The organism is Bradyrhizobium sp. YCK136 (assembly GCF_044570075.1).
Classification (GTDB): domain Bacteria; phylum Pseudomonadota; class Alphaproteobacteria; order Rhizobiales; family Xanthobacteraceae; genus Bradyrhizobium; species Bradyrhizobium diazoefficiens.
Map to the genome: position 1 here is coordinate 8,459,126 of NZ_CP172424.1, position 20,806 is coordinate 8,479,931.

The 20,806-nt window shown below is 64.1% G+C and carries 18 protein-coding genes and 1 pseudogene; 10 read left to right on the plus strand and 9 right to left on the minus strand.

Annotated features, from left to right (window positions below; genetic code table 11):
* Positions 1 to 18: 18 nt before the first annotated feature.
* The 3 genes from ACFLEY_RS40850 to ACFLEY_RS40860 are packed head-to-tail and all read right to left on the minus strand — an operon-like array spanning position 19 to position 2,051.
* Positions 19 to 654 (minus strand): GNAT family N-acetyltransferase, encoded by a 636-nt coding sequence (locus ACFLEY_RS40850; RefSeq protein WP_060910275.1) that lies wholly within the window; start codon positions 652 to 654, stop codon positions 19 to 21.
* A gap of 22 nt (positions 655 to 676) precedes the next feature.
* Positions 677 to 1,327 (minus strand): 3-oxoacid CoA-transferase subunit B, encoded by a 651-nt coding sequence (locus tag ACFLEY_RS40855; RefSeq protein ID WP_011089829.1) that lies wholly within the window; start codon positions 1,325 to 1,327, stop codon positions 677 to 679.
* A 16-nt stretch (positions 1,328 to 1,343) separates the two neighbouring features.
* Complete coding sequence (locus tag ACFLEY_RS40860; protein ID WP_011089830.1) at positions 1,344 to 2,051, minus strand: CoA transferase subunit A; 708 nt, start codon at positions 2,049 to 2,051, stop codon at positions 1,344 to 1,346.
* A gap of 303 nt (positions 2,052 to 2,354) precedes the next feature.
* Here ACFLEY_RS40860 and ACFLEY_RS40865 point away from each other — a divergent pair, with 303 nt between their 5' ends.
* Entirely contained in the window at positions 2,355 to 4,283 is a 1,929-nt protein-coding gene (locus tag ACFLEY_RS40865; RefSeq protein ID WP_060910274.1) for an AsmA family protein, read from the plus strand.
* 26 nt (positions 4,284 to 4,309) lie between these two features.
* Here ACFLEY_RS40865 and dctA read toward each other — a convergent pair whose 3' ends face one another.
* On the minus strand, positions 4,310 to 5,689 hold the full coding sequence (dctA, locus tag ACFLEY_RS40870) for a C4-dicarboxylate transporter DctA (protein WP_129557651.1): 1,380 nt from the start codon (positions 5,687 to 5,689) through the stop codon (positions 4,310 to 4,312).
* A 54-nt stretch (positions 5,690 to 5,743) separates the two neighbouring features.
* The gene (locus ACFLEY_RS40875) at positions 5,744 to 6,817 is read right to left on the minus strand and encodes a 4-oxalomesaconate tautomerase (RefSeq protein WP_060912878.1); all 1,074 of its coding nucleotides are present in this window, start codon (positions 6,815 to 6,817) and stop codon (positions 5,744 to 5,746) included.
* 105 nt (positions 6,818 to 6,922) lie between these two features.
* On the opposite strand from ACFLEY_RS40875, the gene ACFLEY_RS40880 reads away from it, so the two are divergent.
* From ACFLEY_RS40880 to ACFLEY_RS40905, 6 genes are all read left to right on the plus strand, one after another.
* Positions 6,923 to 7,882 (plus strand): LysR family transcriptional regulator, encoded by a 960-nt coding sequence (locus ACFLEY_RS40880; protein WP_211433932.1) that lies wholly within the window; start codon positions 6,923 to 6,925, stop codon positions 7,880 to 7,882.
* Between the two features lie 412 nt (positions 7,883 to 8,294).
* Complete coding sequence (locus ACFLEY_RS40885; protein ID WP_011089836.1) at positions 8,295 to 9,680, plus strand: ABC transporter substrate-binding protein; 1,386 nt, start codon at positions 8,295 to 8,297, stop codon at positions 9,678 to 9,680.
* 95 nt (positions 9,681 to 9,775) lie between these two features.
* Positions 9,776 to 10,648, plus strand: coding sequence for a carbohydrate ABC transporter permease (locus ACFLEY_RS40890; protein ID WP_011089837.1), 873 nt, complete (start codon positions 9,776 to 9,778; stop codon positions 10,646 to 10,648).
* Positions 10,645 to 11,496, plus strand: coding sequence for a carbohydrate ABC transporter permease (locus tag ACFLEY_RS40895; RefSeq protein ID WP_011089838.1), 852 nt, complete (start codon positions 10,645 to 10,647; stop codon positions 11,494 to 11,496). The genes ACFLEY_RS40890 and ACFLEY_RS40895 overlap by 4 nt, the downstream gene beginning before the upstream one ends.
* 62 nt (positions 11,497 to 11,558) lie before the next feature.
* Positions 11,559 to 12,245: a hypothetical protein gene (locus ACFLEY_RS40900; protein ID WP_249163133.1), complete on the plus strand. Its 687-nt coding sequence runs from the start codon at positions 11,559 to 11,561 to the stop codon at positions 12,243 to 12,245.
* Positions 12,215 to 12,598 carry a hypothetical protein gene (locus ACFLEY_RS40905; protein WP_249163134.1) on the plus strand — a complete coding sequence of 128 codons (384 nt, stop codon included), beginning with the start codon at positions 12,215 to 12,217 and terminating at the stop codon, positions 12,596 to 12,598. Before ACFLEY_RS40900 ends, ACFLEY_RS40905 begins: the two co-directional genes overlap by 31 nt.
* On the opposite strand, the gene ACFLEY_RS40910 is transcribed toward ACFLEY_RS40905, so the two are convergent.
* From ACFLEY_RS40910 to ACFLEY_RS40920, 3 genes are read right to left on the minus strand one after another with little or no spacing between them, the layout of a single operon-like run.
* The gene (locus tag ACFLEY_RS40910; protein ID WP_060910271.1) at positions 12,531 to 13,343 is read right to left on the minus strand and encodes an ABC transporter permease; all 813 of its coding nucleotides are present in this window, start codon (positions 13,341 to 13,343) and stop codon (positions 12,531 to 12,533) included. The two genes, ACFLEY_RS40905 and ACFLEY_RS40910, sit on opposite strands and share 68 nt — an antisense overlap.
* Before the next feature lie 4 nt (positions 13,344 to 13,347).
* Complete coding sequence (locus tag ACFLEY_RS40915) at positions 13,348 to 14,262, minus strand: ABC transporter permease (RefSeq protein WP_011089841.1); 915 nt, start codon at positions 14,260 to 14,262, stop codon at positions 13,348 to 13,350.
* The gene (locus ACFLEY_RS40920; RefSeq protein ID WP_060910269.1) at positions 14,259 to 15,431 is read right to left on the minus strand and encodes an ABC transporter ATP-binding protein; all 1,173 of its coding nucleotides are present in this window, start codon (positions 15,429 to 15,431) and stop codon (positions 14,259 to 14,261) included. Before ACFLEY_RS40920 ends, ACFLEY_RS40915 begins: the two co-directional genes overlap by 4 nt.
* A gap of 44 nt (positions 15,432 to 15,475) precedes the next feature.
* On the opposite strand from ACFLEY_RS40920, the pseudogene ACFLEY_RS40925 reads away from it, so the two are divergent.
* From ACFLEY_RS40925 to istB, 3 genes and pseudogenes are all read left to right on the plus strand, one after another.
* Positions 15,476 to 16,462: pseudogene (locus ACFLEY_RS40925) on the plus strand (IS630-like element ISRj1 family transposase); the annotation flags it as partial.
* A 109-nt stretch (positions 16,463 to 16,571) separates the two neighbouring features.
* The gene (istA, locus tag ACFLEY_RS40930) at positions 16,572 to 18,329 is read left to right on the plus strand and encodes an IS21-like element IS1631 family transposase (protein WP_129557431.1); all 1,758 of its coding nucleotides are present in this window, start codon (positions 16,572 to 16,574) and stop codon (positions 18,327 to 18,329) included.
* A gap of 4 nt (positions 18,330 to 18,333) precedes the next feature.
* The gene (gene istB / locus ACFLEY_RS40935; RefSeq protein WP_038952109.1) at positions 18,334 to 19,101 is read left to right on the plus strand and encodes an IS21-like element IS1631 family helper ATPase IstB; all 768 of its coding nucleotides are present in this window, start codon (positions 18,334 to 18,336) and stop codon (positions 19,099 to 19,101) included.
* 167 nt (positions 19,102 to 19,268) lie between these two features.
* Here istB and ACFLEY_RS40940 read toward each other — a convergent pair whose 3' ends face one another.
* A complete protein-coding gene (locus ACFLEY_RS40940; RefSeq protein ID WP_060910266.1) occupies positions 19,269 to 20,768 on the minus strand; it encodes a glycerol-3-phosphate dehydrogenase in 1,500 nt (499 codons plus the stop codon).
* Positions 20,769 to 20,806: the final 38 nt, after the last annotated feature.

Genomic DNA, 20,806 nt, shown 5'->3' on the forward strand with positions numbered 1-20,806 from the left:
TGCGGAGACCAAGCGCGCTTAAATCGCGCGCGCAAACATGCGAAATCCCGGTGCGCCGATGATCGCCTCGAAAGCGGTATCACGCTTCTCCTCCGCAAGGACAAAGCCGGCCTTGGCGTAGGCGCGTTCAGCGGGCACGTTGCCGATCAGGAACGAGATCGTCGCCCGTCGAAACCCAGCCGCGCGCCCCTGATCCAGCGCATGCGCGATCAGTGCCTGCACGAGGCCGCGGCCGCCATATGCAGGATCGGTCGCGACATGCTCGATCATCCAATCGCCCTCGCCGCCTTGAACCCAGCAGCCGCGCGCATAGCCACCGCGCTGGCGGATCGCTTCCAGCTCCGACGCGGTGAGCCCGATCGCGGCTGCGACTTCCTCGATCGCGCGCCAGGCCGCAGGACCGGTGCCGGACGCTGGCACGGCGCATAGCGCCGCGCCCGGCGCACCATCAACCTCGGCAATCCAATACTGCGAGACATGCCACATCGATACCGCGCGCGTGGCCGCGACGCGCGCGATGAAATCGAGGCATTCCGCTTCCGGCCAGCCGAGCGCGACGTCGAACCAGCCGCGCGGCCGGTAGCCACGCATCGATCGCAGGATGGTTTGTGCGATGAAACCGGCGTCTTCGGGACGCGCAGACCGTATCGTCATGCGCGCCCCCTCTGCGACGACCTTACGTGTTCTTCAGCGCGACGCGGAATTCGGCCTCGGTCTTGGCCTTGACCTCGTCGAGCGAGACGCCGTCGGCGAGCTCGATCAGCGCCATGCCGCCGTCGCCGTGCTTGTCGATGGTGAAGACGGCGAGATCAGTGACGACCATGTCGACCACGCGCTCGCCGGTCAGCGGCAAATTGCACTTCTTCAGGAGCTTCGAGCCGTCCTTGGCGGAATGCTCCATCACAACGACGACGCGCTTGACGCCGGCGACGAGATCCATCGCGCCGCCCATGCCCTTGACCATCTTGCCGGGGATCATCCAGTTGGCGAGATCGCCGTTCTGGGCCACCTGCATGGCGCCGAGGATCGACAGATCCATGTGGCCGCCGCGGATCATGCCGAAGGAATCCGCGCTCGAGAAATACGAGGTCGAGGGCAGCTCGCTCACGGTCTGCTTGCCGGCATTGATGAGGTCGGCATCCACCTCGTCCTCATAGGGGAACGGGCCCATGCCGAGCATGCCGTTCTCGCTCTGGAGGCTGACGTCGACACCATCGGGGATGAAGTTCGAGACCAGCGTCGGGATGCCGATGCCGAGATTGACGTAGTAGCCGTCACGCAGTTCCTTGGCGGCGCGCGCAGCCATCTGTTCACGGGTCCAGGCCATGTGAGTCTCCTGACGCTTAAGCGGCGGTGCGCGGGCGGGTGTTGCGGAATTCGATGCGCTTCTTGGCCGTGCCGACCTCGACGATGCGCTTCACGAAAATGCCGGGCGTGTGGATGTGGTCGGGATTGAGTTCACCGGCCGGAACCAGATGCTCGACCTCGGCCACCGTGATCTTGGCGGCGGTCGCCATCATCGGGTTAAAGTTGCGCGCGGTCTTGCGGTAAATGAGGTTGCCGGCGGTATCGCCCTTCCAGGCGTGCACGATGGCGAGGTCGGCGAACAGGCCGCGCTCCATCAGGTACTTCTCGCCGTCGAACTCCTTCACTTCCTTGCCTTCGGCGATCAGCGTGCCGACGCCGGTCTTGGTGTAGAAGGCCGGGATTCCGGCGCCGCCGGCGCGGATGCGCTCGGCCAGCGTGCCCTGCGGGTTGAATTCGAGTTCCAGCTCACCGGCCAGGAACTGCTGGGCGAACAGCTTGTTCTCGCCGACATAGGACGAGATCATCTTCTTGATCTGCCGGGTTTCCAGGAGGCGGCTGAGCCCGATGCCGTCGACGCCGGCATTGTTGGAGACGACCGTCAGCCCCTTGACGCCGGACTCGCGGATCGCGTCCGACAGCTCCTCGGCGATGCCGCAGAGGCCGAAGCCGCCCGACATGATCATCATGTTGTCTTTCAAAATGCCGTCGAGAGCCGACTTGGCGTCGGGATAGACCTTGTTCATGCAAAAACCTCGACTGAACCTTCGGCTTGCGGGCGTCGCGCCTTATTGGCAGCGATTATTAGGCGAAATCGTCCGAAGCCGTCAATGATACGGGGTTCTCCGCTCCGCGGGGCGGTGGTAGAAGCTGCCCACGCCGTGGGCAGGATCGCCCCCGGCCTTGAAAGCGACAAGAAAACCCATCAAGTTGCAGCACTTAACATAACAGGACTTGTGACGTAACAAGGCTTGGGCGTGGGGCGCGCGGGTTTCCCGGCCCGCCCCTTTGGCTCCAACGACCAACCCGATCAGGACACGCCATTGACCATGGCCCAAGGAATGAAGCGCCTCGGGACGCCGATCGCGGCGTTGCTCGGCGTCGCGCTGATCGCCCTGATCGCGACCTCCTGGCTCATCAACCGCGAGGCGCTGCGCAAGGCCGTGGAAGCGCAGATCCGCGACGTCACCGGGCTCGAGCTCAGTGTCGCAGGCCCCATCGACATCTCGGTGCTGCCGGCGAGCTACATCTCCTTCCATGACGTCGGCCTGAAGGGCGGCGGCACCAGCGACCCCGCGCTCCGTGTCGACGTGCTCACCGCCAATCTGCGGCTACTGCCGCTGCTGCTGCAACGGTTCGAGATCGCCGACCTGACGCTGCTACGGCCGCGCATCCATGTCAGCCTGAAGCCGGACGGCGAGAGCAACTGGACGCCCTTCATCCAGACCATTGCGCGCACCATGAAGCCCGGCGCCGAAAATCAGGTCTCGTTCTCCGAGATCCGGATCCAGGACGGCGTGCTCAATTACGAGGACGCCGCCACGCACGCCACCGAGCAGTTCGACGACATCGACCTGTCGCTGGCCTGGCCCTCGATCTCGCGCTCCTTCGCCGCGACCGGCCAGTTCGACTGGCGCGGCGAACGCGTCGACGGCTCGATCAGCTTCGCCGACTTCGTCGCCGCCCTCTCCGGCGACCGTTCCGGCCTGAAGGCGCGGATCGCCAGCGCCCCGCTCAAGCTCGCCTTCGACGGCAGCGTCGCCAACCGCACCAGCCCGATGATGGAAGGCACGCTCACGATCGACAGCCCGTCCTTGCGCAACGCGCTGCGCTGGACCGGCCAGCCGCAGCCCGGCAGCGGCGGCTTCGGCCGTTTCGCGCTGAAGGCACGCGCCAATGTCGTCGGCGCCTCGATCGCGCTTACCAACGTCAATGTCGAGCTCGACGGCAACGCCGCCGAGGGCGTCATGACCTACGCCAACAACGGCCGGCAGACGCTCCAGGCGACGCTCGCCGCCGACGCGCTCGACTTCACGCCTTATATCTCGACCTTCCGCCTGCTCGCGAGCGGCGCGCGCGACTGGAACAGGCAGCTGTTCGATCTCAACGGGCTCTCGACCACCGACCTCGACATGCGCCTGTCGGCGGCGCGGCTGACGGTCGGGCCGTCGAAGCTCGGCCGCACCGCGATCGGCGCCAATTTGCGCAACGGCACGCTGGCGCTCTCGGTGGGCGAGGCCCAGGTCTATGGCGGTATCGCCAAGGGCTCGTTCGGCATCGCGCGCGCCGACACCGTCGCCGACATCAAGGCGCAATTCCAGTTCACCGACGTCGACCTCCAGGCCTGCGCCTCCGAACTGTTCGGCCTCAACAAGCTGTCCGGCCGCGGCAACATCAACGTCTCCCTCGTTGCCTCCGGCTCGAGCCCGTTCGGCCTCGTGCAGTCGCTCGACGGCAGCGCCACCGTCACCGGGCATGACGGCGCGATCTCGGGCTTCAATGCCGAACAGCTCCTGAAGCGGCTGGAGCGCCGGCCGCTGTCCGGTGGCGGCAATTTCCGCAACGGCTCGACGCCTTACGACAATCTCACCATCGCGGTGAAATTCTCCGACGGGGTCGCTACCGCCGAGGACATCCGCGTCGAAGGACCGGCGGCGAAGATCACGATGACCGGCACCGCCTCGGTGCCGACGCGCGAATACGACATGAAGGGCGTGGCGAGCCTCAACAGCGCCTCGGGCTTCGAATTGCCCTTCGTTGTGCAGGGCCCCTGGGATGATCCCCTGATCTTTCCCGATCCGGAAAGCCTGATCCGCCGCTCGCCCGCGTCCGCGCCCCTGCTCGACATGCTCAAGGACCGCAAGGCGGGCGACGCCGTGCGCTCCGCGATCGAGCGCATCACCGGCACCGGCAAGCGTCCCGCCCCGGCAGACTCGCCGACGGCGGAGAACGCCAAGGAAAACGCCAAGTCCAACTAGAGTGATCGGCGTCGCTCTCTTCGGGTTCAAGCGGCCGATTGCGTCGTCGAAATCCAGCTCTCGTTCTCCTGCACCACGGTTGCTCCGCCGATCGCCGTCCCCGCCGCGACCTCGCGCGTGACGCTCTGCCCCAGTTCACGGGCCAATACTTCGCGATCACAGGCATCCTCCCACAGCGAAATGGTGATGGCCGCGACACAGTTGCTGATCATGCTGGTCAGCGCCCGCGCTTCCGACATGAAGCGGTCGATGCCGACGAGCAGCGCCACGCCGGTCACGGGCAGATCCGGCATGACGGAGAGGGTCGCGACAAGCGCAACGAAGCCGCTGCCGGTGACACCTGCCGCCCCTTTGGACGTCAGCAGCATCAGGCCGAGCATCGCCGCGATCTGCCCCCACGACAGATGAATGTCGCAGGCTTGCGCGATGAAGATGGACGCCAGGGTGAGGTAAATGGCGCTGCCGTCCAGATTGAAGGAATAGCCCAACGGCAACACGAGCCCTGACACGCCTTTCCGGCATCCGAGCTGCTCCAGCTTGCGCAGCGCGCCCGGCAGCGCCGGCTCCGACGACGACGTGCCGAGCACGATCAGCAGCTCTTCTTTGAAGTAGCGGATCGTCTTCCACAGGCTGAAGCCGTTCAGCCGCGCCAGCGTCCCAAGCACGACGACCACGAAGACAGAGCAGGCGATATAGAAGGTCAGAATCAGCAGTCCGAGCGAGCCGATCGATCGGATGCCGTAGCGCCCCACGGTGAACGCCATGGCCCCAAAGGCACCGAGCGGAGCGAGCTTCATGATGAAGCCGAAGGACACAAACAGCACTTGTGAGAACGACTCGACCGCTTTCGTCACCACAACGCCGCCATCGCCGGCACGGCTCAGGCCAAAGGCGATCAGGATGGAGACGAGCAACACCGGCAGCACTTCGCCATCGGCGAACGCTCCAAAGAAGGAGTGCGGGATGATGTGCAGCATGAAGTCCGCAAATCCGGTCGCACCTGCCTGCTTGGTAAATTTCGCGGCCACCGACGGATCCAGCGTATTGACGGACACATGCATGCCAACGCCCGGCTGGATCTGTGACACGGCGATCAGCCCGGCCAGCAACGCGAGCACGGTCAGCAGGTAGAACAGCGCCATGGATTTCACCAGCGCGCGGCCGACCTCGCGGGAATCGCTGATGCTGTTGATGCCGCTCACGATGGTGCAGAATACGATCGGCGCGATCATCATCTTGACCAGCTTGACGAAGCCGTCGCCAAAGGGCTTCAGCGCGGCGCCGAATTCGGGCCAGAAATGGCCCGTGAAGACACCCAGCATGAGACCGATCAGCACCTGGACGTAGAGAATCCGGTAGAACGGCTTTCGCGGCTCGCTGCTCGCGGACCCAGCCGGCGCTCGCATCTGCATTCTCGTTTCTCCCTTGTGTTATTCTTGAGGTTTAAAAGCAGCCCGGCTTCAGGCCGCCAGCACCAAATGAGGCACGTGCGATCGACGGGCGAAGACGTGGCCCTCGAAGATTCGCCGGGCCGTCCGCAGCACCCGGGCAACCGGGCCGGGCTCCAGCCGAACCACGAGCTGGCCGGAGGGATGGGCGAGGGTGATCGGCACCGGCGGCGCCATGGGTCCGACCATCTCTGCCGCGATCGTCCCGGGCGTGACGCATGCCGTCGCGATCGCGACAGCGCCGGTCACCGCCAGCGCGTTATGGCAGTCATGCGGCATGAAATACCTGGTGCTCAACGTCGCCTCGCCTCCGCGCGCAATCAGAACCGGCTTCGGAATCACCATTGTCGCGGAATTTGGAAAGCCCATCCGGCATCCGGCCTCGATGCGCAAAGTTTCGAGGCGCGCGCGAAAGCCGCCGTCGGCGAAGTCCGAGGGAGCCTCACGGCCGGTCCACCCCAGATCCGCCGCGCGGACCAGCATAACGGGCATCGCCGCGTCGATGCAGGTCACATCGATCCCTTCGATGCGATCGACCGGTCGTCCGGTGGGCAGGAGACGACCAGTGCTTGCGCCGGCCGCGTCGGGGAACGACAGCTCGATCGGCGCGGCCGTTCCCGGTACGCCGTCGATCCGCGCCTCGCCGTCGTAAGTCACGCGCCCTGCGGGGGTCGGAACGGTCGCGTCAATCAGCTTGCCGGTGTTAACATTGTGGATCCGCACATGGGTGCGATCCGCGGCGGCGGCGACCAGGCCGGCTTCGATTGCGAATGGCCCCACCCCCGCGAGCATGTTTCCGCAGTTCGGGGAGGTATCGACGATGCCTTCACGAACACGCACCTGGGCGAACAGGTAGTCGACATCGGCGCCTGGCACCGATGCCGGTCCAACGATCGCGACCTTGTTGATAACGGCATTGCCGCCGCCGATCCCGTCGATTCCAAGATCGTGCCCCCCTCCCATCACAGATAGCAGGATCGCGTCGCGCAGTTTGGGGTCGGCCGGAAGATCGCGGGCCAGGAAGAACGGCCCGCGCGAGGTGCCCCCGCGCATGACCACACAGCGAATGGCAATCTGATCGTTCATGGAGCTGTTCCGTTCGCGACAACTTCGCTATCCCTCGACAGAACTCTTTTGTGAAATGCAAATATCTGATGTATTATTCCGATTATCGATACAATTGAGCTTGCCATGAACGCAGAACTTCTCGACCTCAAGGCATTCATCACCGTGGCGGAGACGGGAAGCTTCGTGCGCACCGCCAGGGCGCTGAACCTGTCGCAGCCGGCGCTGAGCCGACGCATTCAGAAGCTGGATGAAAGCCTCGGTGCGCCGCTGCTCGAACGCTCGACGCGTCACGTCAATCTCACCATGACCGGCCGTGATTTCCTGCCGAAGGTGCGCCGCCTCATCGACGAGTTCGAGACCTCGGTGCTCGCCATCCACGATATCGGCGCGCGAAGTTCGGGCCTGGTCTCGGTGGCTGCGGTGCCGACAGCGGTGTTCTACTTCCTGCCGCGTGCGATCGGCCGGTTTGCCGAAACGTATCCACGCATTCGCATCCGGATTCTGGACATCGGTGCCAATGAAGGATTGGAAGCGGTCGCGCGCGGAGAAGCCGACTTCGGCATCAATTTCATCGGTGCTTCGCATGCCGAGATCGAATTCGAGAAACTGGTTGAGGATCCCTTCGTCCTGGCCTGCCGTCATGACCATCCGTTGGCATCACGCAAACGGGTCAGCTGGTCAGAGATTGTGTCACACCGGGTCATCACCGTCGGTCGCAACAGCGGCAATCGCGCGCTGATCGACAATGCGCTCGCGCGACACGGCCTGCAGCTGAACTGGTCCTATGAGGTCGCTCACCTCTCCGGTTCGCTTGGCCTCGTCGAAGCGGGACTCGGCATCGCGGTGCTGCCGAAGCTTGCGACGCCCGCCGCCGGTCACCCCATCATTCACACCGTTCGGTTGATCGAGCCGGAGGTGTCGCGGACGATCGGAATCGTGCGCAGGCACGGGGCGACGCTATCTCCTCACGCGAGCCAGTTTCTCAAGATGCTTCTCGAGGCGTGGCACACGCCTTCCGGGACGCGCGGGCAAGACAAGCCGAAGCCCCGATCCGCTCAGGCAAACTCGATTCGGCGGGCCTGAAGAGGAAACGCTAATAGGTCGGCAGCGCAGCGCTGCAAGACCGTTCCCCTGTCGAACCGGAAGTTCCTCGGATCAGCCCCGCCGTGTTTTCAGAGGCATTTTGCGTCCTCCGGCCGCAGCACCATAGCGTGGCCAGCCGACTGCGTTGCGTTCAGTCCTCATACCGCTTACAAGGCCGGGCTTCGCCAGTCGCGAGCAGGTACGGATGCACATGGTCAGGCGATCAGAACGCAGAACCCGAATTGATTGCCGCTAATTGATGCGGCGATTGGATCGATGCGCACGTTAATCATCTCCACAAGCGCCGTTCCCACGACCTAGGTCTGACAACATGCCGCTAGATCGGCTGACGGCCATGCGCTAGTGTTTTATACGACCGGTTAAAAACACCGGCCGTTTGAGGGAGAAAAACGTGAGATCCAAGGTTATTGGCGCAGTCACACTGGCGGTCGCTGCGGCCGGGCTGTTCGCAGCCGCTGCACCCGCATTTGCGCAGCAGAAGACGATTACGGTCTGGTGGGGCAAGGGCTTCTACCGCTCCGAAGACGACGCGCTGATCGAGACGATCAAGAAGTTCGAAGCCAAGACCGGCATCAAGGTCGAATTGTCGCAGTACGCGATTCAGGACATGATTCCGAAGACGGTCGCCGCGCTCGATGCCGGCACCGTGCCCGATGTCGCCTATTCCGACTCCTATGACGTGCAGGCGCAGGGCAAGTGGGCCTATGAGGGCAAGCTCGAGGACCTCACCGATGTCATGGAGCCGATCAAGGATCGGTTCGTGCAGAACACGCTGGATGCGTCGATCCTCTATAACGACGTTACCAAGAAGAAGGCCTATTACGGCTTCCCGCTGAAGCAGCAGAGCATGCACGTCCAGATCTGGAACGACATGCTGGAGAAGGCCGGCTTCAAGCTCGCCGACATCCCGACCGACTGGGAAGGCTACTGGTCGTTCTGGTGCGACAAGGTGCAGCCGGGGATCCGCAAGGCCACCGGCCAGCGCATCTACGCCGTCGGCCAGCCGATGGGCGTGGAATCCACCGACGCCTTCCAGTCGTTCTACACCTTCATGGACGCCTACCACGTCAAGCTGGTCGACGACGACGGCAAGCTGCTGGTCGACGATCCCAAGGTCCGCGAGAACCTGATCAAGGCGATGAAGGACTACACCGACACCTACATCAAGGGCTGCACCCCGCCCTCGTCCACGACCTGGAAGGATCCGGACAACAACGTCGCATTCCACAACAAGACCATCGTGATGACCCACAACTTCACGATCTCGATCGCGGCGAAGTGGTACGAGGACTCCCAGAACCAGGCGCTCACGCCCGAGCAGCGCGAGGCCGGCAAGAAGGCCTATGAGCAGGACATCGTCACGGCGTCCTTCCCGAAGGCGCCTGACGGGTCGACCATCCGCTACCGCTCCGACGTCAAGACCGGGCTGGTCTTCACCGCGGCCAAGAACAAGGCCGAGGCCAAGCAGTTCATCAGCTTCCTGCTCCAGGAAGACAACGTCCGTCCCTATATCGAGGGCGCGCTCGGCCGCTGGTTCCCGGTGACCAAGGAAAGCCAGGCCAGCCCATTCTGGCAGGCCGACAAGCACCGCAAGGCGGTCTACGCCCAGTTCACCGGCGGCACCGCCGCGTTCGACTTCACCAAGAACTGGAAGTTCACGATCCTCAACAACGAGAACGTGTGGGCCAAGGCGATGAACCGGGTCGTCAGCGAGAAGGTCCCGGTCGACAAGGCCGTCGACGAACTGATCGCCCGCATCAAGCAGGTCGCGGGTTAATTCATCCTTTACCTCTCCCCGCTTTGCGGGGAGAGGTATAAGAACAACACCGGCCGCGTTTCGCGGCCGGCAACTCTTTGAAGAGTCCGAAAAGAATGGCGATCACGCTCTCTGGCGATCAGGCAATCCCCGCGCCGCCCTTGTCGTCGCGGCTGACCCCGGCGCAGGCCTGGGGCATCGCGCTGCTCGCGCCCTATCTGCTGGTTTTCCTCGCCTTCGTCGTCTATCCCGTCTGCTACGGGCTGTGGCTGGCGCGGGCGCCGGCGAACTATGTCGCGCTCTACAACGACCCGATCTTCGCGCGCGCCGCGGTCAACACGCTGATCTTCCTGGTCATCGGCATCAACATCAAGATGCTGATCGCGCTGTTCCTGTCCGGCTTCTTCGCCCAGCAGCGCACCTGGATCAAATGGCTCTCGGTGATCTTCATCCTGCCCTGGGCGGTGCCGTCGATCCCGACCATCCTGTCCGTGCGCTTCATGCTCAATCCCGAATGGGGCGTGATCAACCACCTCATCTTCTCGTTCACCGGTGACGACGGCCCGAACTGGCTGAACGACCCGACGGTGGCGCTGACCATGGCGATCGGCGTCCACATCTGGAAGTCGCTGCCGTTCTGGACGCTGATCCTGATCACCGGACGCCTTGCGATACCGCACGATCTGTTCGAGGCCGCCGAGGTGGATGGCGCGAGCTGGTGGCAGAAGTTCCGCTTCATCACCTGGCCGTCGATGCAGACGCTCTACATCACCTGCACGCTGCTTTCGATGATCTGGACGCTCGGCGATTTCAACAGCGTCTACCTCCTCACCGGCGGTGGCCCGGCCGACCTCACGCATGTGCTGGCGACGCTCGGCATCCGCTATCTCCGGCTCGACCAGCTCTCGCTGGCAATGGCATCGATCGTCTGTGCGATGCCGTTCGTCCTGCCGCTCGTGTACTTCATGATGAAACGGTTGTCGCGATGAAGCTTCCCTCCTTACGCGAAGTCGCGACCGAAGCGCGGTTGCTGCTGATCGGCATTCCCGTCTTCATCTGGACGATGGTGCCGATCTATCACATGTTCCTGTTCGCGATCTCCCCGAAGGAGGACGCGTTCTCGGGCAAGCTCTGGCCCGACCATCCGACGCTGCACAACTTCGAGATCGTGTTCAAGCAGCAGCACTACTTCCTGCGCGACTTCTATGTGCAGTTCTGGAACTCGCTGGTGATTGCGGCGTCGGTCGGCGTGCTGACGCTGTTCATCGCCACCGCCGCCGCGTTCTCGATCTCGCGGCTGCGGGTGCCCGGTGGGCGCATCGTGATGAACCTGGCGCTCTTCACCTATTTCATCCCCGCGGCGTTCCTCGCCGTGCCGATGTACCGCACCATGGGCAATTACGGCCTCCTGAACAATCACTGGTCGCTGATCCTGGCCATGGTGACGATCGCCAGCCCTTACGCGATCTGGGTGCTGAAGCAGGCCTCCGACAAGCTGCCGGTCGAGCTGGATGAAGCCGCCGTGATGGACGGCGCGACGACGCTCCAGATATTCCGGCTGGTCTATCTGCCGCTGATGATGCCCTCGCTGGTCGCAATCGGCACCTATGCGGTGCTGCTGGCCTGGAACGAATATCTCTACGCGTTCCTGCTGCTCTCCAACGACCGCGAGATCACGCTGCCCGTCGCGCTCGGCAACTTCCTCGCCGCCGACGATTCGCCGTGGGAGCTGTTGATGACCACCGGCTTCATCTACGCGCTGCCACCGGCAGCGATCTACTACGCCTTCCGCCGCTACATGGTTGGCGGGCTCACCGCGGGTGCAGTGAAGTCCTGACGCGACAGGACGCATCCGGTCGCCGCAAGCAGCGTTCGAGCGACAACGTGGACAATTGAAGATTGTCCACGCCTGCTCTAACCTCGAAGCCCTGTCACGGGCTCGTCATCATGCGCGGCAACGACGCGATCCATCTCGGCCTGATGCTGCTCGCGCTCGCGGCAGCCTATCTGGTGCCGTTCGAGCTGTTGCTGCTGGCCTATGTCGTGCTCGGCCCGGCGCATTATTTCACCGAGATATCCTGGCTGCATGATCGCAGCTACTATCTGCCTCACCGCGGGATTGCCGTAGCCTTGGCAATCGTCGCCGTGGTCGCGGCGCTGATCGACAACGCCTCGTGGTTCGGCTTCGCGATGTGGGGCGCGCTGATCGTCTGCGCCATGCAGGCGGCGACCACATCCGCGGTCGAGAGCATGCTGCTGTTCATGGCGGCGATCGCCCTGTCCGCGATCATGTATTCGAGCGGATCGTCGCTCGCCGTGATCGGCATCCTGATCCCGACGCTCGTTCACGTCTCGCTGTTCACGCTGATCTTCATGATGCTCGGCGCCTATCGGTCCGGCAGCCGCGTGCAGGCCACGCTGGTGGTCGTCTACCTCGCCGCAATTGCCACGATCCTGCTGCTGCCGCAGACCGCCGAAATCCGGATCGCGAGCTTTGCCGGGTCGGCCAGGATTATTTCGGAAATGTGGGCCCGGCTCTCGGCCGGCTGTTCGGTGTGCCCGGCCTCGTCCTCGACACCAGGCTGACCAGCCTGCTCGCCTTCGTCTACACCTATCACTACCTCAACTGGTTCATCAAAGCCGACGTGATCCGCTGGACCGAGGTGCCGAAGGCCCGGCTGGCAGCGATGGCCGCCGCCAGCGCTGCATCCACCGCGCTTTATTTCTACGACTATGCGTTCGGCTTCACCTTCCTGCTGGCGCTGAGCCTGATCCACATCCTGCTCGAGTTTCCGCTCGACAGCCTCGCGCTGCGCCAGCTCGGCGCCGCAATACAAGGCTCGGCGCGTGGATGGCACGCTGCACGAACGGCTACAGCGGCGCCGCGCTCTCGCCCTGCGAGCTCGACAGCTTCGAAGCGAGCGAAGCAATCACGATGACGACCGCGATCAGGCCGATCACCAGCGTGCAGATCGCGTTGATCTCGGGCTTCACGCCAAGGCGCACCTCGGAATAGATCCGGATCGGCAAGGTGGCCGAGCCCGGACCGGTGGTGAAGCTCGCGATCACGAGATCATCGAGCGACAGCGTGAAGGCCAGCATCCAGCCGGCGACGATCGCGGGCCCGATCAACGGCAGCGTGACGGCCGCGAACGCGCGCACCGGATTGCAGCCGAGGTCCATCGCCGCCTCTTCCAGCGAGCGGTCCAGCGAGCCGAGGCGGGACTGCACGACCACGGCGACGAAGCACATCGTCAGCGTGGTATGGGCGATCGTCACCGTCCAGAAGCCGCGCTCGGCGTTCAGCGCGACGAACAAGAGCAGCAGCGACAGTCCGGTGATCACCTCCGGCATCACCAGCGGCGCATAGAGCATGCCGGAGAACAGTGTCCGGCCGCGGAACCTCTCGCCGCGCGACAGCGCCACTGCGGCGAGCGTGCCGAGCAGCGTGGCGATGCTCGCCGAGGAGACCGCGACCCGCAGGCTCATCCAGGCCGCCTCGATCATCGCGCGGTCATTGAAGAACTCGTGATACCAGCGCAGCGACCAGCCGCCCCACACCGTCACCAGCCGCGAGGCGTTGAAGGAATAGATGACGAGAATGAGGATCGGCAGATAGAGGAACGCCAGCCCCAGCGCGAGCGAGGCGATATTGAAGCGGGACAGGCGAGAGACCTTGCGCATCGGCTCACCGCCCCTGTTCCAGTTGTCGCTTCTGCAGCCGTTCGTACAGCAACAGCGGCACCAGCAGCACCACCAGCAGCACGATCGCCGCGGCGGAAGCGACCGGCCAATCCTTGTTGGTGAAGAATTCGAGCCACAGGGTCTGGCCGATCATCAGCGAATTGGAGCCGGCCAGGAGGTCCGGAATCACGAACTCGCCGACAATGGGGATGAAGCACAAGAGCACGCCGGCGCCGACGCCGGGCAGCGACAGCGGGAAGGTGACGAGCCAGAACACCTGCCAGGGCGGCGCGCCGAGATCGGAGGCCGCCTCCTCCAGCGCCGGCTCCATCTTGGCGAGCGTGGCATAGAGCGGCAGGATCATGAATGGAAGATAAGAGTAGACGATGCCGATATACATCGCGGTATCGGTGGAGAGCCACACCACCGGCTGGCTGACCAGATGCAGCGCGAGCAGGATCTGGTTGAGCAGGCCGTCGTGCTGGAGGATGTTGATCCAGGCATAGATGCGGATCAGGAACGAGGTCCAGAACGGCACGATCACCAGCACCATCGCCACCGCCTGCCAGCGCTTCGGCAACCGCGCCATGCCATAGGCGATGGGATAGCCGATCAGGAGCAGCAGCGCCGTCGCCGTGACCGCGACGGTCAGGCTGCGCACATAGGCGTACACATAGATGTCGTCGGAACCGAGCAGCCTGAAATTGTCGAGCGACAGCGCGGCAAAGGCCGCCTTGAGCGATTCCCATCCCGCCGCCAGGTCAAACACCGGCTCGTAGGGCGGCTGCGCGATCGCGGTCTGCGACAGGCTGATCTTCAGCACGAAGGCGAACGGCACCAGGAAGAGCAGCACCATCCAGACATAGGGGGCGATCGCGGCGAAGCGCGCCGGTCGCGCGAAGATCCGGCGTCCGCTCATGACGGCAGCACCACGCAGTCGTCGGGCGTGAACCAGGCGACCACGTGCTGGTTCAGGCTGTAGGCGTCGACGTCGAGGCGCGCGCTGTTGGCGACGGACGCCTGCACCATCCCGCCGGTGTCGAGCTTCACCTTGTAGGTGGTGGTGCCGCCGAGATAGCAGATGTCGGCGATCACGCCGTCCAGCCGGTTGATCGCCGTTTCATGGCCGGCTTCGCTCACCGGGCCGCGGCGCGACAGCTTGACCTTCTCGGGACGGATCGCGACCGACAATTTTCCCGCGCCGACCGGCTCGCGCGGCTCGGCCACCACCAGCGTCCCCGCATCACGCGTGCCGATGACCAGACGATGGCCGTCGCGCAATCTGGACTCGGCGTCGAACAGATTGATGTCGCCGACGAACTCCGCGATCCAGCGCGAACGCGGCGCCTCGTAGAGCTCGCGGGGGCTCGCGACCTGGGCGAGCTTGCCGACCTTCATCACCCCGATCCGGCTCGCCATCGTCATCGCCTCTTCCTGATCGTGGGTGACGATGATGAAGGTCATGCCGAGCCGGCGCTGGAGCTCCATCAACTCGCCTTGCGTGCTCTCGCGCAGCTTCTTGTCCAGCGCGGCGAGCGGCTCGTCGAGCAGCAACAATTGCGGCCGGCGTGCCAAAGCGCGGGCCAGCGCCACGCGCTGGCGCTGGCCGCCGGAGAGCTGGTCGGGCTTGCGCTTCTCCAGGCCCTCGAGCTTCACCAATGCGAGCATCTCCGCAACGCGCGTGGCGATGTCGGCGCGCGCCAAGCCGGCGCGCTTCAGGCCGAAGGCGATGTTGTCGCGCACCGAGAGGTGCGGAAACAACGCGTAGTTCTGGAACATCATGTTGATCGGACGCTCATGCGGCAGCGCCTGCGCGATGTCCTTGCCGCCAAGCAGGATACGCCCCTCATCCGGCGCCTCGAAGCCGGCGAGCATGCGCAACAGCGTGGTCTTGCCGCAGCCGCTGGGCCCGAGCAGCGCGAAAAACTCGCCGGCCTTGATGTCGAGCGAGACACCGTCCACGGCCCGGAACGTCCCGAACGTCTTGGCGACGCCCTCGATGCGCAGCAACGGCTGACCCGCTACGGGAAATGCAGCTCCAGCGGCCGTATCCGCTGCGACGTCCGTTCCGGGCAACTCTTCCGCCATGGTCCCTGCCAACCCCGATTCCGCCGCACGCTAGAAAGGTCGGGATGATACCCGAAGCAAGAGAAGTCCACCTTTCGAGGAAAGATCGCAAGGTGCTTGAGGCGTGCTGTCGCTCACCGGTGACGTTGCAGCGCGATTTGAAGCGGGCGCGGATAGTTCTGTTGGCGGCGGATGGGCGCAGCACCCGGTCGATCGCCAAGGAAGTTGGGGTCCAGCCGCGGATTGTCAGCCTTTGGCGGCATCGCTATGCCGACCATGGCCTTGAAGGGCTGCAAGACAAGCCGCGGCCTGGCAAGCAGCCGATCTATACGAAGACGACCGACAAGCGGATTCTGAAGCTGCTGGATAAGCCGCCACCGCAAGGGTTTGCGCGCTGGACCGGCCCCCTGCTGGCCGAGGCGCTGGGCGATGTCGATGTCCAATATGTCTGGCGGTTCCTGCGCAGCCACAAGATTGACCTGGTGGCTCGCAAGTCCTGGTGCGAGAGCAACGACCCGAACTTTACGGCCAAAGCCGCCGATGTTGTCGGCCTCTATGTCGCGCCGCCGGCGAAGGCCATTGTGCTGTGCGTGGACGAGAAGCCCTCGATCCAGGCTTTGGAGCGAGCGCAGGGTTATCTGAAGTTGCCCAATGGCCGCGCCTTGACCGGCCAAAGCCACGATTACAAGCGGCATGGCACCACAACATTGTTTGCGGCGCTCGAAGTCGCCACCGGAAAGATCATCGCGACCCATTCAAAACGCCGGCGCCGCGTCGAGTTTCTCGATTTCATGAACAGCGTCACCGCGGCTTTTCCGAACCGCAAGCTTCACGTCATCCTCGACAACCTCAACACCCATAAAAAGAACGAGGACTGGCTCAAGGCCCACCCCAACGTGCAATTTCATTTCACGCCGACAAGTGCGTCATGGCTCAATCAGGTCGAAGTATGGTTTTCCATCTTGCAGGGGCAGTCGCTCAGCGGCACCTCCTTCACGAGCCTCAAGCAGCTTCAGGAACACATCGATGCCTACGCCAACGCATACAACGACAGCCCCGTGGGTCGGTCAAAATCCCCCGGGTATGGTCACTTGAAACTCCCCCACCTGATGATCGCCGTCAGCGCCGCTGAACAGCAGTAGCCGGTCAGGCAGGACGTTTATGTTCGACCCCTTTAGCCAGCAAGGGGCCGGGGAGTTGAACGTCTTGAAGCGACATCTGCAAAGCACCGTACTTACATTACTTGATCGCAACACCAGCCAGCGCGAGATTCACCGGCTGACGGGTGTCGATCGCAAGACGATCCGGCGTTATCAGGCGCTGCGGGCCGGTGCGGAGGCAAATTCCCCCGGGGAAGTGACCACCGGCTCGGTGAGCGCGGACGGCCAAATTCCTCCACCCCGACCACCGGCTTTTGGGACATCGGAAGCGACGGTCACCAGCAGCCTGGCCCGTTCGGCTTGCGAAGCGCATCGGACGTGGATCGAAGAACAGGTCCGGCTGAAGCGGAACGCGCAGGCGATTTACCAGGACCTGGTTGATCAATTTAGCTTTCCGTCCAGCTACCAGAGTGTCAAGCGGTTTGTGCGCCGGTTGCGGCACGCTGATCCTGAGCAGTTTGATCGTCTTGAGTTCCTCCCCGGCGAGGAAGCTCAGGTCGACTATGGCGAGGGCGCGCCGACGGTTGATCCGAAGAGCGGGCGGTACCGTCGTCCCCGCCTGTTCGTGATGACGCTACGCTACTCGCGGCGCAGCTTCCGGCGGGTAGTCTGGAAGTCCAGCCAACAAGTCTGGGCGCAGCTCCACGAAGAGGCGTTCCGGTATTTTGGCGGGGTCCCCAGCTATGTCGTGCTCGACAACCTGAAGGAAGGCGTCCTCAAGCCGGATTTGTACGAGCCCCAGCTCAACCCGATTTACAGCGCGATGCTGGCTCATTACGCCGTGGTCGCCGATCCCGCGCGCGTGGCCGATCCAAATCGGAAAGGATGCGTCGAGAATGCGATTCAACATACCCAGGGCACTGCGCTGGCCGGACGGCGCTTCGAGACGCTGGAGGCGCAAAACGAGTTCTTGAGGCACTGGGAGGAGAACTGGGCTTCCAAACGCATCCACGGCAGCACGCGCCGTCAGGTCGAGGCGATGTTCCAGGAAGAGAAGCCGCACCTGCGGCCGCTGCCTGTCGCTCCCTTCCGCATCTTCACCGAAGTCGTCCGGACTGTCTGCGACGACACCACCGTACGCGTCGACAACAGCTATTACGCCGCGCGGCCCGCGCCGATCGGCAGCCAGGTCGTCGTGCGCATCTACACCACCACGATCGAGATCCGTGATCGCCACACCCGTGCGCTGCTGCGTGTTCATTCCCGGATGGCGCACCCCGGTTCTGTCGTCCTGCCGACCAGCGAACGGCCGTTCAACCCGTCGCGGCAAACCGCCGTGCTGCTGGCGAGCGCCGAGCGCATCGGACCGCAGACCAGGGCCTTGTGCCAGCAGGTGTTCGACACCGAAGGGCGCCCCGGACAGCGCGCGATGTGGGGCATTGTCGGGCTGGGCCGGAAGTATCCGGCGCGGCTGGTCGAGCAGGCCTGCGCGCACGCCATCGACAACCGCATCTACCGCTACAAGCACGTGCGTGCGACCGTCGAGCGGTTGTTCGAACAGGCGATCGAGCAGGTTGGAGTGACGCCACAGCCGGCATCGCCGCTCACCCAGGATCATCCGCTGATCCGTACCCCCGCGGAATACGGCGACCTCTTCAGCCGCGCTGTGCGGCGCGACGCCGACGACAATGGTCGGCAGGCCGAGGCTCACGACGATCACGCCACGGCAATCCGCGCTCGTGTCGCCTGCGCAACCCCGGCCAACTCCGGCGCCACGAGCGCTCCCGCTGCACCTTCTCACCTTAAACTGGAGACCTAGCCACATGATGACCATGCCGGAAATTGAGCGTTGCCTACGACAGCTGCGCCTGTCGGGTGTCCGCGACACGCTGCAGACGCGCGTGCTCCAGGCGCAGGGCGCCAACCAGCCCTTCCTCGAGACCTTCTCCCTTATCCTGCAGGATGAACTGGACCGTCGTCAGTCCCGTCTTATCGAGCGGCGATACCAGCAATCCGGGCTCGACGAAAAGCTGACGCTCGCCGAGTTCGACTGGTCCTTCAATCCCAAACTGCCACGTCAGACCTGCTTCCAGCTCCACACCCTGGCGTTCATTGCCGCTGGCGAGAACGCTCTGCTTGTTGGCAAACCTGGCACCGGGAAGTCGCACATCGCCAAGGCGATTGCCTATCAGGCGATCCTGCAAAGCCACAAGGTCCAGTATCTTGAGACCGACGACTTCTTTCACCGCTACGCCCTGAACTCTCCGGCACAACGCGAGGTCCGGCTGCGAACCATCATCGACTGCGATCTCCTCGTGCTGGACGATCTATTCCTCGCACGCGCCATCCCCGACGACGCCGGCACTTTGCTGCAGACCCTGATCCATCAGCGTTACAAACTGCGCCGCAGCGTCATCGTCACCTCCAATCGCGTCGTGCAGGATTGGGGGGCATACCTTGGGGACAACACTATGAGCACGACGATCCTCGATCGCCTTATGCATCATTGCCATCTGCTTGAGTTCGACGGACGCAGCTATCGGCTCAAAGAAGCCGCTGAAGCTCTTGCCCGGGAAACAAACTCAAACTAACAGTCCCTTGTCCTGCCTCGCGGGTGGAGGAATTTGACTGACCACACCCGGAGGAATTTGAAGTGACCCGCGGGGACGACAGAGCCGAGCCCTTCGTCTGGACCAAGAAAAAGGTCCGTCAACGCCGTTTCAAAGGCCGCCGTATCACTCAGCTCTGATTCCGGGTACTAGCGGCCGATCGGCCTTTGCTCAACCGGTTCGGGGCGATCGTTCACATCCGCCATGAACGCGGCAAGCCCATCACGATCGGCCTTGGGCATGGTCAGACCGAGCTTGGAGCGACGCCACAAGACGTCCTCTGGAAAACGCGCCCATTCGTGGCTCATCAGATAACGCACCTCGGCGCCGGTCAGCTCAGGGCCAAAGGTTGGGCCAAGCTCATCGCGCGTCCTGGCCTCGCCAAGCACGGCCGGCAGTCGCGAGCCGTAGGCCGCGACCAGGCGTTGGGCCTCCGGCTCCGAGAGAAAGCGCCAGCGATCGCGTGCGAGGTCGACTTCGGTGTCGAAACGGTGCCAGGCGAAATCGCCGCCGGGGAGTACCGCCCCGGCGGTCCAGGGCGGCGACATCGGATAGAACGGCGTCAGCCGCGTCACCGCCCGCTCCGCACGCAGGCGCGAAGTAGTGACATCGCCGCCAAACATCGTGATCAGCGGCGCCTTGCGCCGGCGCGCATGGAACAGCGCCGTGCCGTCGCGTCCTCGCGCGGACGCCAGCGTCAGGTTGACGCCCGAGACCGTCCGGACCACGTCGGTCGGGGCGACGCGCTCGCGGAAATAGCGGCTGGCCGCTTCGCAGAGATAGCTGACGTCGGCGCCCGGCATCGCGACGATCGCGGGATCGCCGGTGAAAGCGTGCGTAACCGTGCCGATCAGCGTGAAGTCGCGCTCTAGGGGCCGGGCGAAGATCAGCCGTCCATCATTGTTCTGGAAGACGTAGACGTTCTCGGAATCGAACAGCCGCGGCACGATGATCTGGCTCATCTGCATCGCGGCCATGGCGGGCTGCGGCTCCCGCAGCACGGTGTCCGCCACCATCGACGTCCAGCCACCGGTGGCGTTGGCCAGCGCCCGCGCCGTGATCGTGCGGCGGTGGCCGCGATCGACCACCGCGAGGCGCCATGTGTCGGTTCTGTCAGCGCGCACGCAGCGTGCCCCGGTATGGATCGCGGCGCCGCGTTCGGCGGCATCCAGCGCCGTGAGCACCACCAGGCGGGAATCGTCAACGACACAGTCCGAATATTCGAACGCCGTGCCGAACGGACGCTTCAGCGCGTTGCCGACCGGACGATGCGTAATGTCGAGGGTCGCTGATGGCGGCAGGCCACCCCGGTTCGTGAGGCCGTCATAAACATACAGGCCGGCCCGCAGCAGCCATGGCGGACGCTCCTCGGAATGGGCGGGAATCACGAAGCGCATCGGCCGGACCAGATGCGGCGCGATCCGGAGCCAGATCCGGCGCTCGGCGAGCGCCCGGCGCACCCGCCAGAACCCGCGGCGCTCCAGCACCGACAGATCGCCATGAATCAGCCGCGGCGTCGCCGACGAGGCGGCGCCGCCGAGATCGCCCTGTTCGAACAGAATGACCCGCAGGCCGCGGCCGGCCGCATCGCGCGCGAGGCTGACACCGTTCAGGCCGCCGCCGATGATCGCAAAGTCGTAATCCGCCATGAAGCCGTCGAGAGCGAGCGAAACGAAGCGCTCCCATC